This is a genomic window from Bradyrhizobium sp. 155 (assembly GCF_023101105.1).
In the GTDB taxonomy this organism is placed as follows: Bacteria; Pseudomonadota; Alphaproteobacteria; order Rhizobiales; family Xanthobacteraceae; genus Bradyrhizobium; species Bradyrhizobium canariense_D.
Window position 1 is genome coordinate 6,024,107 of record NZ_CP064704.1, and the last position, 14,364, is coordinate 6,038,470.

At 61.8% G+C, this 14,364-nt stretch carries 9 protein-coding genes; 5 read left to right on the forward strand and 4 right to left on the reverse strand.

From position 1 onward, the window contains the following. Positions 1 to 12: 12 nt before the first annotated feature. The 3 genes from IVA93_RS29080 to IVA93_RS29090 form a co-directional block, all read right to left on the reverse strand. Positions 13 to 3,444, reverse strand: a complete 3,432-nt coding sequence (locus tag IVA93_RS29080; protein WP_247369694.1) for a hypothetical protein — start codon at positions 3,442 to 3,444, stop codon at positions 13 to 15. A 730-nt stretch (positions 3,445 to 4,174) separates the two neighbouring features. After that, complete coding sequence (locus IVA93_RS29085; RefSeq protein ID WP_018458876.1) at positions 4,175 to 4,717, reverse strand: hypothetical protein; 543 nt, start codon at positions 4,715 to 4,717, stop codon at positions 4,175 to 4,177. A gap of 141 nt (positions 4,718 to 4,858) precedes the next feature. Continuing rightward, positions 4,859 to 5,476 carry a sigma-70 family RNA polymerase sigma factor gene (locus IVA93_RS29090; RefSeq protein ID WP_026233681.1) on the reverse strand — a complete coding sequence of 206 codons (618 nt, stop codon included), beginning with the start codon at positions 5,474 to 5,476 and terminating at the stop codon, positions 4,859 to 4,861. A gap of 793 nt (positions 5,477 to 6,269) precedes the next feature. On the opposite strand from IVA93_RS29090, the gene IVA93_RS29095 reads away from it, so the two are divergent. The 5 genes from IVA93_RS29095 (at position 6,270) to IVA93_RS29115 (ending at position 13,223) form a co-directional block, all read left to right on the forward strand. Continuing rightward, complete coding sequence (locus tag IVA93_RS29095) at positions 6,270 to 6,464, forward strand: hypothetical protein (protein ID WP_157643074.1); 195 nt, start codon at positions 6,270 to 6,272, stop codon at positions 6,462 to 6,464. Between the two features lie 116 nt (positions 6,465 to 6,580). Beyond that, a complete protein-coding gene (locus tag IVA93_RS29100; protein WP_018458873.1) occupies positions 6,581 to 7,831 on the forward strand; it encodes a beta-barrel domain-containing protein in 1,251 nt (416 codons plus the stop codon). A gap of 3 nt (positions 7,832 to 7,834) precedes the next feature. Beyond that, on the forward strand, positions 7,835 to 10,225 hold the full coding sequence (locus tag IVA93_RS29105) for a peptidase domain-containing ABC transporter (protein ID WP_026233680.1): 2,391 nt from the start codon (positions 7,835 to 7,837) through the stop codon (positions 10,223 to 10,225). Positions 10,226 to 11,183: 958 nt separating this feature from the next. Then, positions 11,184 to 11,603 carry a hypothetical protein gene (locus IVA93_RS29110; protein WP_018458871.1) on the forward strand — a complete coding sequence of 140 codons (420 nt, stop codon included), beginning with the start codon at positions 11,184 to 11,186 and terminating at the stop codon, positions 11,601 to 11,603. 693 nt (positions 11,604 to 12,296) lie between these two features. Further along, positions 12,297 to 13,223, forward strand: a complete 927-nt coding sequence (locus IVA93_RS29115; RefSeq protein WP_018458870.1) for an ERF family protein — start codon at positions 12,297 to 12,299, stop codon at positions 13,221 to 13,223. A gap of 817 nt (positions 13,224 to 14,040) precedes the next feature. Here the strand turns inward: IVA93_RS29115 and IVA93_RS29120 are convergent. After that, positions 14,041 to 14,364 (reverse strand): hypothetical protein, encoded by a 324-nt coding sequence (locus tag IVA93_RS29120; RefSeq protein WP_018458868.1) that lies wholly within the window; start codon positions 14,362 to 14,364, stop codon positions 14,041 to 14,043.

Here is a 14,364-nt window from a genome sequence, read left to right on the forward strand (position 1 = left end):
GTTTGCCTCCCACTAGAGGATGGCATCATGAGTTCCAACATGATCGATCGGAGTATTATCCACGATGTCGGGAGGCGGCGGCGCGGGTTTTTGGACGTCGGCAGCCAGCGGCGCCGAAACGTCTTGCGCCGATGCGGTGTCCGCCTGCGACACGGCAGTCTGGGAGGGCGCGATCTCGCTGCTGAGCGTGACGCCATAGTCTGTATACTGGGTTCCGTTGAACAGCGAATCTGCCGGCGGCGGTGGCGCATCGTTCAACGCGATCACATCGCCCGCGACGGCGGTCGTCGCCGCGGCATTTGAGGTGTCCGTCACGACGTTCTCCGGGGCAGTGGTGGCGGATGCCGAACTCTCGATCGGTGCGTCAGCGGTGGTGGCGAGCGCAAGAAGCGTGTCGGCCGATCCAGGAGCTTGAGCGCTGCTGGTGTCCGGCACGGCCGGCGCCACCGGTTCGGTCGCGGGGGTGCTGAGCGAGTCTCCGGTGCTGGTGAGCACCGGCTCGGTCGTGTCAGCGACGGGTGCCGCACTCGCCAAAGCATCGCCAGCCACCCTCCCCGTGTCCGCCGGTTGCGACACGTCGCTCGGCGCATCGGTCGGAGCCGCAGCTGTGGTGAGCGCCGGCTCGCTGATGTCCGCGACCGGCGCCGCACTGGCCAAGGCATCGCCAGCCACGCTGCCCGTGTCGGCCGGTTGCGACGCGTCGCTCGGCGCATCGGTCGGAGCCGCAGCTGTGGTGAGCACCGGCTCGGTCGTGTCCGCGACCGGCGCCGCACTCGCGAAGGCATCGCCAGCCACGCTGCCCGTGTCGGCCGGTTGCGACGCGTCGCTCGGCGCATCGGTCAGCGCGGTTGTGGTGAGCACCGGCTCGCTCGTGTCCGCGACCGGCGCCGCACTGGCCAAGGCATCGCCAACCGCACCGCCCGTGTCGGCCGCTTGCGACACGTCGCTCGGCGCATCGGTCGGAGCCGCAGCTGTTGTGGTGAGCACCGGCTCGCTCGTGTCCGCGACCGGCGCCGCACTCGCCAAGGCATCGCCAGCCACGCTGCCCGTGTCGGCCGGTTGCGACGCGTCGCTCGGCGCATCGGTCAGAGCCGCAGCTGTGGTGAGCACCGGCTCGCTCGTGTCCGCGACCGGCGCCGCACTGGCCAAAGCATCGCCAGCCACGCTGCCCGTGTCCGCCGGTTGCGACACGTCGCTCGGCGCATCGGTCAGCGCGGCAGCCGTTGTGGTGAGCACCGGCTCGCTGATGTCCGCGACCGGTGCCGCACTCGCCAAAGCATCGCCAGCCACGCTGCCCGTGTCGGCCGATTGCGACGCGTCGCTGGTCGCATCGGTCGCAGCCGCAGCCGTTGTGGTGAGCGCGGGCTCGCTCGTGTCTAGGACCGGCGCGGCACCCGCAAGACCATCGCCAGCCACGGTCCCAGTGTCGGCCGGATGCGACACGTCGCTGCTCGGATTGGTCAGAGCGGCAGCCGTTGTGGCGAGCACCGGCTCGCTCGTGTCAGGGACCGGCACCGTACTCGCCAGAGCATCGGCAGCCACACTACCCGTGTCGGCAGGTTGCGACAGGTCGCTCGGCGCATCTGCCAGAGCGGCAGCCGTTGTGGCGAGCGCAGGCTCGCTGGTGTTAGCAGCGGGCGCCGCACTCGCCAAAGCATCGCCAGCCACGCTGTCCGTGTCGACGGGATGCGACACCTCGCCGGCCGGATTGGTCAGAGCGGCAACTGTTGTGGTTAGCACAGGTGCGCTCGTGTCAAGGACCGGCGCGCCACTCGCAAGTGCATTGCCAGCCACATCGGTGGGCTGTGATACATGACCAGGGGCACCGTTACCGGTGATCAGTTCCGCCTCCGCGATCTCAAGGGGTGATGCTGAACTATCAAGCGTGTCAGTTCCCGTGCTTTCCGATGCAACCGTTTGCGACAACGCGGTCGACTGAGTGTCTGGACCCGTCGTCTGGTCAACCACCTCGTTGCTCACCGTGCTCACGGTGTCGATCGCCGTCGCAAGCGCCGGCGGCACCGTAGCCTCGACCGGCGCAATTGTTCCAACCACGTCATCGGGCAGCGTGCTCGCAGTGTCGGCCAGAGTCGATAGCGTCGGCTGCGCCGCCGACTCGACCGGCGCAATCGCGCCGACCACGTCGTCGGGCAGCGTGCCCGCGGTGTCGGCGAAGGTCGTGAGCGTCGGCTGCGCCGCCTCGACCGGCGCAATTGCGCCAACCACGTCGTTGGATAGCGTGCTGACGATGTCGGTCGCCATCGCCAGCGCCGGCGGCACCGCCGCCTCGATCGGCGCAATCGCGCCAACCACGTCGTTGGGCAGCGTGCTGACGGCGTCGGTCGCCGTCGCGAGCACCGGCGGCACCGTCGCCTCGACCGGCGCAATTGCGTCAACCACGTCGTGGAATAGCGTGCTGACGCTGTCGGTCGCCGTCGCGAGCACCCGCGGCACCGTCGCCTCGACCGGCGCGATCGCGCCAACCACGTCGTTGGGCAGCGCGCTGACGGTGTCGGTCGCAGTCGCCAGTGCCGGCGGCACCGCCGCCTCGATCGGCGCAATTGCGCCAACCACGTCGTTGGGTCTCGTGCTCACGGTATCGGTCACCGTGGCGAGTGCCGGCGCTACCGCCGCCTCGACCGTCTCAATCGCGCCAACCATGTCGTTGGGTAGCGTGCTGACGCTGTCAGTTGCCGTCGCCAGTGCCGGCGGCGCCGCCAACTCGACCGGCGCAATTGCGCCAACCACGTCGCTGGATAGCCTGCTGACGCTGTCGGTCGCCGTCGCCAGGATCGGCGGCACCGCCGTCTCGACGGGCGCAATCGTTCCAACTACGTCGTTAGGCAGCGCGCCGACGCTGTCGCTCGCTGCCGCCAGTGCCGGCGGCACCGCCGCCTCGACCGGCGCGATTGCGCCAACCACGTCGTTGGATAGCGTGCTCACGGTGTCGGTCGCCGCGGCGAGTGCCGGCGGTACCGCCGCCTCGATCGGCGCGACCGGCTCAACCACGTCGTTGGGCAGCGCGCTGACGGTGTCGGTCGCCGTCCCCAGTGCCGGCGGCACCGCCGCCTCGACCGGCGCAATCGTTCCAACTACGTCGTTGGGCAGCGCGGTGACGCTGTCGCTCGCCGTCGCAAGTGCCGGCGGCACCGCCGCCTCGACCGGCGCCATTGCGCCAACCACGTCGTTGGGCAGCGCGCTGACGGTGTCGGTCGCCGTCGCGAGTGCCGGCACCACAGCCGCCTCGAGCGGCGCGATCGCGCCGGCCTCGTCATCGGATCGCGTGCTGACGGAGTCGCTCGTGGTCGCGAGCGCCGGCGGCACCATCGCCGCGACCGACGCAATCGTGCCGGCCACGTCGTTGGACACCGTGATGACGATGTCGCTCGCCGTCGCGAGCGTCGGCGGCACCGCCGCCTCGACCGGCGCAATCCCTACCACCACGTCATTACTAAGGCCGCCGAGCATTCCAAGCGGGGGAAAGGAGTTGACGATCGACGGGCTAAACGAGTCGCAAAGCACATTAGACCCAACGGATTCGAGCGTTGACTCACCCGGCAATTGAGTGCTTCCGAGGTCGGAATCCGCTGAAAGCGAGTTGACGCGACTGACGCAACTAACGTCGGCTGAGGCGTGAGCATGGTGCTTGCAAAAATCGACCTCGTCGCCACTCCCACCCCCACCCCCAGAGTTCGCAGTAGCGACTGCTTCGCCACGAGCGGTGCTCGGTCTGGGCGCGTCTTCATGCGGCTCCGCCAGGAGCCCGGTCGGATCGAGCTGAGCCACATGCGTGTCCCACGAGGCGGCCGGCCCTTTTGGCCTCTCATCTTCCGCGCCCGGTTTCGCGGGATCGCTCGCAGGCAGCTCGTCATTTGTCCCTTGCGGCCCCGCACCTGCTTGAGCGGCTGTCGCGTCTTCTTGCTTGGCCAGCGCAGATTTGAACGGGGCGGCAAGAAACTCCTCGCAGGCAACTAGCTGGGCAATAAAGAACGACCCGGTCAAGAAACTGAAAGAGCCGGATCGCTTGTCGGCGCGCTGCACTCCGGCTTCGAAAATCTTCCGCTCTTGTTCGAACAATTCGCGCTTTTCTACCTGGTGCATGACCGCCGCCTTTCTTGATCAAAAATCACCCTCGCCCGGCAGCATTCACCGCCAGGCGAGTCTCTTCGGCATGTCAGGCGTCCGTGTCGTGCGACGTATCCGTCGCCGTGTCGAAATGCCCTACGTCGAAGTGATCCATTGGGCCCATCAAACCGATGGCGTATTCGAGCGCATCGTCGCAAGACATCGAAGCTAGCGCGCCGTGTATGTCACCCGAATGATCTGGACCGTGCGAGCTGATATCACCCGCGAACTCACTATGGGAGAAGTCGAACTTGGCCAGCGCGTCACCCGGACTGCGATCGGTGTCGCCCCTGCTGCCATCGTCAGCCGGCTCGAGATCGCAATGGTCCTTGGGCTGGTATTCGCCGTCGTTGGCGTCCTTCCAGCCCCCATCGTGCTCTGGGTAGTCGCCCTTGGGGTAGGCGCCGCTAAGCTTGGCATAATTGTCCTTGCCGTCGCCGTTTTTCGAGCAGTCGTCGTCAGCGCTGTGATCGTCGTTCCATTTTGACAGCCTGCCGTCGTCATAATCGTCGGGCTTGGTTGACGTGCATTGCTCGGGTGGGGCGCCCTTTATCAGCCCGAGAATGCTCGTAACACTGCTCAGGATAGACATGGCTTCGCTCCTCGCTTCAGCTTTGCGACAGTCGCGGGCACGTGCGTCACGCGCGCGTGCCCTGCCCGGATCACCGCGCCATCACCCCTACTGTCGCCGAAGCACGCCGATGGATGCAGCGGCGAAAAAACAATTCACGCGTCATTCGAGCTGCCGGCGCATGGCCACAAGCTCTCTCCGGATCCACGCCTTGACGGTTCCGACAGGAACCCGGAGGTATTCGGAAATCTCCTCGTGCGTGCGCCCGTCGACGATCGCCAGAAGCAGGCTCGCGCGGCGCTGTGGCTCGAGTTGATCGAGCATGGTTCGCAGCGTCATGCTGTCTGGGATACAAGAGGCAGGGTTCGGAGCGGCCTGCTCGCGCGCGCAAATGGCATTCAATGCATCGTCCTCGAGCGCGAGTTCGCGCCTGGCGTTCTGCCGCATCTTGAGCGCCGTGTTGCGGACGATCGCGTAAATCCAGCCCCGGGCGGATCCTCGTGCAGGATCGAAGTTTTCCGCATATCGGAGAATCTGCGCGAATGCGTCGTGGATGACGTCCTCGGAACGCGATCTGTCGTGCACGATACGGTGCGCCATCGCGCGCAACTGTTCCTTCTCCCGCGCGTAGATCTGGCCGACGGCGGACTGCGATCCGGAGGCGCACTCAAGCAGAGCTGTTTCGTAATTAAGAGCCGTCTCGCCAGTGAGACAGCTGTCATGGCGCGCTACGCCGCAGCGAGACCTTGCGTTTGTTAAATCGAGGCACTGATGGGGCATGGTCGAAGTCACCCCTCATAAGGCAGAGCAGATGCGCGACATTTTCACGCACAGGGCCTGCGGCATTTAATATCGCGCATTTAATTCATTTAAATGATCTATTTTAAAAAAATACGAAATCGCTTTCGGCGAACTCAAGTCAGCAAGCATCGACTTCGTTCCCGGAAGTTTTCAAAAATTTTTTTCCCAATCGCCAAAGGGTGACGTGGTCGTCAGAGTGCAGGCGGACCATAGCACGTCGTTCTCGGCGGCCAGGTGAGCCGCTGAGAGGAGCAACGTAAGTCCTCGAGCCAACTTCCAAAATGGAGAGCGTCAACATCGTCGCTAGTCGCGTTTATAACTTCAGAGCACGCATCGGATCCGACCACCATGTAATGCCATCGAGGGACATTCGAAGCACCTTCAACACGCTATGTGACAGGACGTGACAGGGCGCGGCGACTTGCGCAGCTTCCGCGATGAGTGCAGCGATCGAAACAAGCTAAGGCGCTTCTTGGGCCGAGCTCGCCACATGGCGCGTCATCGCGCTTTCCTTCGAAGGCGCGATGTCGCATCTCAGCCGCGCAGAACATCCAGCAGACCAGACCGTCCAACTCACTGTGACGAAGCCGCCACCGAGTCCCACTTTAAAGCGCCTTGCACACGACGCTGCAGAACGCGATACAACAAGCGTCAAACACGTGCCGCTCACAAAATTTACGCGACCGTGCATCCAGATTGGCGTCTCGCACCTAGTGATGACGTGGCAACAGTTACATCAATGTTCCGCCACTTACATCGAAAGGAGACCAACATGCTGGAGATGACCAAACTTGCTCACCCTATCGAACTGTCTGATGAGGAGCTCGACCTCGTGGCCGCCGGCACCGGCGGCTGTGGCTGCCAGGATGGCGGATCACTGATCCGAACTGGCGACATCAATGTGCTCAGCGGAAACCAAGTTCAGGTTGGCCTGCTGTCCAAGCAGTCCCAAGTCTTTATTGGGTAAAGGCGGGATGCATCGGCGAACCGCTTCTCCAGCAGGGGAAGCGGTTCTCCGGTAGCCATCCGCAGTCTTGCTTTGGCGGAAAGATACTCCGCGCAGCGCTTCAGCAAGGTGCGTCCATGGCGAACCGACCAACTCTGTTTCGTAAGGAAGCCGTCGACTTTTTGCATCAGCGCCACACCTGGGGTGAGGTCGTATTGCTGCAGCCGCTGTCGAGCACACTTCTTAGCTGGAGCCTTGCGGCGCTCGTTGTATTCATTTTGTGTTTTCTCTCCATCGCGCAATACGCCCGCAAGGAGACCGTCTCCGGGTATCTGACGCCGACCTCCGGCACAGCTAAGATTTTCGTATCACAACAGGGCTTCATCAAGGCGATACACGTGAAGGAGGGGCAAGAGGTTTCGGGGGGCGACCCGCTCCTGACCATAGTTACTTCCCAAATCACGGCCAATGGCGATGACGTCAATGCGACCGTACTTGCGGTGCTGACGCAGCAACGGAATGTGGTCGAGCGACAGATCGATGCCGAAGATCGCCGAACCGCCTCAGAACGGGATCGCCTCGGTTCCACGATCAAGGGGATTGAAGGAGAGATTATCCAACTCGAGGACCAGCGGAACATCCAAAACGAGCGACTGAAACTTTCCGAGAGCTTCGTATCAACGGGCGCTAAGCTAACCGCGAGCGGCGCATTACCAACGATTGAGCTCAAGCGCCGCGAGCAGGCCGCACTTGAGCAAAAGCAGAGTGTGGTGTCGCTCGATCAGCAGATCACCGCGCGACACACCCAGTTGACAGACGCTCGGCATACACTCGAGCAACTCCCAACCATCGCCGCAGAGAGGATCCGAGGACTGCGTAATGAACTGTCCTCGATCGAACAGCGCGTGGCCGAAGTGAATGGGCGGCAGGCTTACGTTATCAAGGCGCCAACGAGTGGGCGCGTATCGACGCTGCAGGCGACAATGGGCCAAATCGCGGATCCCCGGCATATGCAGCTCGAAATCATTCCCGTTGATGCGCCCTTGCAGGCCGAGCTGTTCTTTCCGACACGCGCGTTTGGTTTTGTGCGTCCCGGCCAGCAGGTTCGGATACTTTACGATGCATTTCCTTACCAGAAATTCGGCACCTACCGCGGCAGCGTGACCAACGTCTCTCACACCATTCTGACCGGCAACGAAACGACCGGGCCGATCGCCCTCAAGGAACCGGCTTACCGTGTGACTGCGGCTCTCGAGCGGCCCGACATCGACGCCTATGGCCGTAAGATGCCGCTTCAGCCGGACATGCTGCTCAGGGCCGACGTGATCCTCGAGCAGCGGTCCCTGATGAGCTGGCTGCTTGATCCGGTGTTAAGCGCAAGGATGTAGCTCATGCAGGGACTATTGAATTTCAGCGGACGCAGAGTCCTCCCGGTCATTCGGCAGACGGAGGCGACGGAATGCGGGCTCGCGTGTCTTGCCATGGTAGCGTCTTATCATGGTCATCGAACTGACTTGAACAGCCTGCGGCGGCGGCATCCAGTGTCCCTAAAGGGCGTCACTCTCCGCGACCTCATGCAGATAGCAGCTCACCTGGGGCTGTCATGTCGGCCGCTGCGAATCGAGATCGGCCATCTCTGCCAATTGCGTCTGCCGGCTATTCTGCACTGGGACATGGCTCATTTCGTTGTACTGAAAGCGTACAGGAGGAAAGGGATCGTGGTGCACGATCCGGCAGCCGGCGAGAAATGGTTTCCCCTCACTGAAGCATCAAGACATCTTACCGGGGTCGCGCTCGAACTCTCGCCTACTGAAACGTTCTGCCGCACAGATGAGAGAATGCGACTGCCGTTCTCGGTTTTCTGGAGCGGAATGAACGGAAGCAATTATGCTCTGGCCCAAATACTAGTTCTGTCAGTGGTCATCGAATTGCTTCTCCTCGCCGCCCCTTTCTATATGCAGCTCACGGTTGACGAGGTCATCGCCAGGGGAGATGTCGATCTCCTGGTCGTACTCGGGCTAGGATTCGCGCTCCTTCTCCTGATACGGATCGCCTCGACCGCAACCCGCTCCTTCATTATTCTCGTTCTGCAAAACACGTTGAGCTTTCAAATCGGCGCGCGGCTGTTTCATCATTTGGTGCGCTTGCCGCTCTCATTCTTCGAAAAGCGGCACATCGGCGACATCCTGTCACGCTTCAATTCGATCGAGCCCATCCGCAACGTGCTCGCGGAGGGATTGATCACGGGGTTGATCGACGGTCTCATGTCGGTGTTGATGCTGGTGTTGATGTTCACCTACAGCATCCAGCTCGGACTTGTCGTCCTGCTGGCGTTCGCGTTGTATGCCGCCCTGCGGCTCGCTCTCTTCGGGATGTTCCGACAACGGAGCGAAGTGGCCATTCACAGCAAGGCAGACGAGAACTCCACCTTCATCGAAACCGTGCGAGCGGTGCAAAGCCTAAAGTTGCTCAACCGAGAGAACGAACGGGAGGGCCAGTGGCTGAATCGCTATGCTGCGTATATTAACGCCAACGTGCGGCTAGGCCGGGCGAGGATCAGCTTCAAAGCGATGAACGACACGATATTTGGCTTGGAGAACGTAATCACGATCTACCTCGCCGCTCGTCTCGCACTGGACAACCTCATCACGGTTGGAATGATATTCGCGTTCGTCAGCTACAAGCTGCAGTTCGCTGAGCGGACAGCGCTGTTGATCGAGAAGCTGGTAGATGTCCGCATTCTCGGACTGCACCTGGAGCGTCTCGCCGACATTGCGCTCACCCCGCTCGAGCGCGGGCACCACCTGGACCTGTCGTATATCCGGCAGATTCGCGGCGCGATCGAACTGCGCAACGTGTGCTTCCGGTATGCAGAAGGAGAGTCTCTGATTCTTAACAACGTCAATCTGTGCGTTGCTCCCGGACAATTCGTGACGATCATGGGACCATCGGGCTGCGGCAAGTCGACTCTTGTCAAGATTATGCTTGGGCTGCTCGAGCCAACGAGCGGAGAGGTTCTGATCGACGGTCTTCCGCTAGGCCAGATTGGACCGCGCGCTTATCGCGAGCAGATTGGCGCGGTGATGCAGGAGGATCAATTGCTGTCGGGATCGATTGCCGACAATATCTGCTTTTTTGATACAGCATTCGATCTGCAAGCGATGATCGATTGCGCGCGGATTGCCGGCATCCACGACGACATCATGGCAATGCCGATGAGCTACAACAGCCTCATCGGTGACATGGGAAGCTCGTTGTCTAGCGGGCAGAAACAGCGAGTATTGCTTGCGCGCGCGCTCTATCGCCGACCAAAGATCCTGTTTCTGGACGAGGGCACGGCACATCTCGACACCGAGAAGGAAAAGGAAATCAATGCGAATCTCCGGCACCTTAGTATGACTCGCGTGAGCGTAGCGCACCGACCGGAAATTACCCATGGAACAGATATGATCATCCATCTTGCCGCGGCGGCCAGACCGTTTCGGGTCGGAATGACGAGCCTCAGACGAGAAGCGGGGCCTGCGCAAGATGTCGGCGTCACCGGGTTTGCCGCCGAAGGTGCGAAATCGGCCGAGACCGGCCACGATGACTGCCCCGGTGACCCCACGGGCGATTGCTCGAAGCGCGATAGTGACTGGAAAGACGCCAAGGACGACGACTGCCATTCACAGAAGGACTGCTGCCAGCCGCGGAAAGACTGCAACCCCAAGCCGTCCGACGACTGTGGCAAAGCCGACAACCCGGGTGAAGCGCTGGCCAGGATCGACTTCTCACGATGCTGATTCGGCTCGCGCAGTCCGGATCCTTCGCGTGACATGCAAGGCGCACTCGCTTCGATGACCCGCTCGGATACGCCATCGGCTGGCCAAACGCCTGCTGAAGTCGCGCGAGGACGTCCTGGCCGGATAGGACTCAACAAGCCGATTCATTGTTGCCTGGATTCCGATGTAAGGCCGGGCTCAACTTTCCCCCAGCCTTGAGCCTGGGTCGCTCCGAACATCATGGAATTAGTCTCGATGCTCACGCTCCGGTTGGCTGCTGCCGCCATCAAGGCATTCGGAGAACGCCTCGACCAAACCAGTCGCGGTCCCGCCTGTTCACGCGGGCCGGGCGCCATCAATATGCGAAACACCGACGTTTTCGCAGATTGAGACGAACGCCCTCTTCGCCTCAGCGTCCTCAAAGCAAAATCGTGTGCCTTGGATGCCGCGCTCGATCCACCAGTCGATTTTGTTTGCCCGCGAAATGCGGGATGCCTCTCCGCGCAACTGATCCAATTGCCTTCCATAGGCCCGAACGATCACACAATTTGTCATTCTCTTATCCCCCAAAAAAGCGGCGTGCTAACTAGCCCTGAACGCAAGAGTCCTTCCGACCGCTCATCGCGGACGCGCGGTGAGCGATCCCTTCAAAACGCCAGAAAGTCACACAGTCAGTCGCTCCGCAGCGATCGCACGTCAATCGCTCCTGGCCGAGCATGTAGCGCCCGTGGATCGCGGTAGCGGCATTTTTGCAAGATGGACAAATCAACAAAAAATTGCGCATACGCCAGCGCATCACCAGACCACCCAACACCTTCGACGCCCCTTCGTGAATCAGGTATCTCGCTGAGGAGAAGCTTAGCGAAACTTTGCACGCCTGAATGTTCGATCGCGAACACAGGAACCGCCCTGCGCTTGCTCAGAGCGTGGTGGTATCCTTTCGGAAAGCTGCTAGGCTACCCTCAACTGCGAGAGAGCGATGAGCGATGACGCGAAAAATGCAGGCCTTGCGGCGTTAATCAGTGGTATTTTTGCTCGGTCCGCGTCGCCCGTCGCCGCGCCTCCGGCGCCGGAGATGCCGTCAACACTCCAACGGGAGCCCGCGGTCGCGGCAGCGCCGCCAGCCAAGCCGCTCGTTCCCTTGTCCCCGGGCGGCCCCGATGAAAAACGAGCGCGGCTGCCCGCGGTGGCGATCGCCGACCTCGTCCTTGGTGAGCTTCGCAAAATGGATGGCTTTCCGGAATCCGGAGTCTCGATCACCGTCTACGGAAGTCGACCTTGGAACGCCATGATCAGGTTCGCACCGTTCTCGACTACGTCGCAAGACGCTGCACGCCTGCGCCACGCTGTGCCCGACATCGTCTTCAGGCTTCGGGGATATGTCGAGCTCGAAAACTAGGTTCTGCCGATCACGTTCGCCAAACTCGCCTCCTATACCGGGCTCGGCGTGACTTCCGACAATTGGACTTGCTGCGCCCATCCCCCTGCCGTTGTGAAATCTAGGAAGTCGGAAAAGGGCGCTCGTAGCCCTCAGCGGAAGTATGGATGTGCCCGCGTTTCGTCCGCGGCCTAATAGCACGTCCTGTTCCCGCGAGTTCCGATTTCGCGGACTGGCCAGGGGAGGGCCACCAAGGCTAATCTGAGGGAGGGAATCATGGCGAACCTGGTCCTTTGCCGCCCCTAGCGATCCCGACGACGCTCCAGGACTCGTTGATGGCGCGCCTCGATCGATTGGCGCCGGTAAAGGAAGTCGCCCAGATCGCGGCATGCATTGGACGCGAATTCGGACACGAGCTTCTAAGATCGGTAACGGCGCTCGACGAACACGCGTCAGCGTGCTCTCAATGATCTAATGACAGCGGAACTCATATTCCGCCTGCCGGCAGTAGTTTTGCCTTTGGCCAGTTCAGAGAGCCAGCGATGATGCAGCCCTTCAGTCAATCCATCAGCCAAATCGCCGGCGCGTTAGCCCGCGCGCAGGCTGAACTGCAAAATCCCGAGAAGTCCCTCACCGCCCACCATCGCCTCGCCCTTCCCGCGGGAAGAAAGCCGCAGCTTCCGCTATGCGTCACTGGCGAGCGGGCTGGAGATCGTGCGCAAGTGCCTGAGTAAGCATGAGATCGCCATCATTCAGGCCACCGCCGTCGAGCCAGCGACAGCACTGATCAAGCTCACAACCACCCTGCTGCACAGCTCCGGGGAATGGATCGCCTCGGATTGGCGGGTATGCCCGGCCGCCGACATGGCGGCTCCGCAGCGGATGGGCGCAGCGTTGACATATGCCCGCCGCTACGCGCTGTTCACCCTGGTCGGCATTGCTGGCGAAGACGATTTCGATGCGCCAGATCTGATCACCGCGGCAGCGCCCGCCGCGCCGCCAACGAACCCGAAAGCCAAATCCGCCAAGAGCATTCTCACCCGCGCACCGATGCTCGGCCCACAAGCCTCGGCAGATCTGCGCCAGCGTCTGCTGGAGCAACTGGACGGCTTGCGAGACAACGCGGACCTGTTGGGATGGGCCAAGACCAACCTGCCGCTCAAGAACACGTTGTTGGAGCCGGACGCCCGGCTGGTCGGAGCTGCCTACCAGACACGCGTCGAGAAAGCCTCGCCGCCATCCGCATCAGACGTTGAGCGCAACCTCGAACAGGCGGGGCTTGCCATCCCCAAGGAGCCGCCGCGCAAGCGCAGCAAGGACCACCGGCTGTTTGTGCGCGGACAGCCCTGCCTGGTCTGCCAGCAGTCTCCGTCCGATCCGCATCACCTGAAGTTTGCGCAACCGCGATCCCTGGGCCGCAAGGTCAGCGAAGAGTTCATCGTGCCGCTGTGCCGCACCCACCACCGGGACCTGCACCGCCATGGCAACGAGCGAGCCTGGTGGGCCGATATGCAGATCGCGCCATTGCCGGTCGCGCAGGACTTGTGGGCGGCAAGCCCCGTCCACGGGATTGCCAGCCCGGCAACGATCGTCGACAGCAGCATGTCCGCACACGTCGCTTCGGAGGCGAGACGGCGATGAACGGCCCTTTCCAAACCGAACAGCAGCCCACCGTCAACGCCATGCCGGTTCAGCTCGAATTGCTGGCGCCGCCTCCCCTGCTGTTGCCTGGTGAGAGCCGCGAGCACCACCAATCGCTGCGGGCAAGCGATCTTTGCCGACCTCGCGCCGCGATCCGCCATCGAATGGCCGCTCGCGAACGATGCCGCTGAACCATCCTGGGAGATCCAGCGCTATCGATGTTTGCGCCACCAGCTACTGGAGATCTAGCGCGAACAGGCGAATCGCAGCGACCCTGCGCCGCATCGATCTGATCGGCATCGCGCCCGAGTTCGCGGACGAGGCCGAGTACTATACCCTGCAGAACGCCTCGAGCTGGCAGCGCGACCCTCCATCTCCTTCACCCGGTGCGATATGCATCGCGTCACCATATCGGTTTGACTGGCGGATTGCTCACACTTTCTGGCACGTTCATCGCAGCATCGGTACGATCAGCGCAAAAAGCGAAGCGTGATGGAGATACTGCACAAGAACCGATCGACGACCACTGCATGAAAAGCCGCGCTGATCGGCCGTTGTCCGTAGTGCTCAACAGATGCTCTGAAACTAACCTTCTGCCAGACAATCATCGGTCCGATCGTAAAGAGCCGCGCGAGCCGATATTCGGCCCCGGCGCGCCTCCATTTTTCGCCGAGCTGACTATCTCCGTCGAAGCGCTTGGGCTTTGCTCCTCGTCTTGCTGTTAGCCGTTGCGGAGTCGCAACGCTCTCAACCTCTAAAGCCCGGCAGGCCGCCGGCGATCGACGGATACAAATTCAAGGGCATCGACTAGACGCCCTTACAAACCCAGCTGCCTGCGCAGAGCGTCACGTTCTTCGAGCAATCCACGAACTCTTTGAGCATTGGCCGATTGCGTCTCCTGCCACTCGATGCGATCTTCTGCGGTCCACAGGTAAGACTCGCGATTCAGCCGATCCTTCTCGGCCTTATCAAATTCTAGGTATAGTTCGATTTCGCGCTCAACTTGATCCAGTCGTTCCTGGAGAATTCTCGGCATCCGCCGTTCCTTCGGCTTTGCCTCCAGCCCGCTTCGGGCTTCGGTGCAACCGGTGCGACGACCAATAGGAGTTCTTTCCAGTCGGGTAGATGCGAGCTTTTCCAT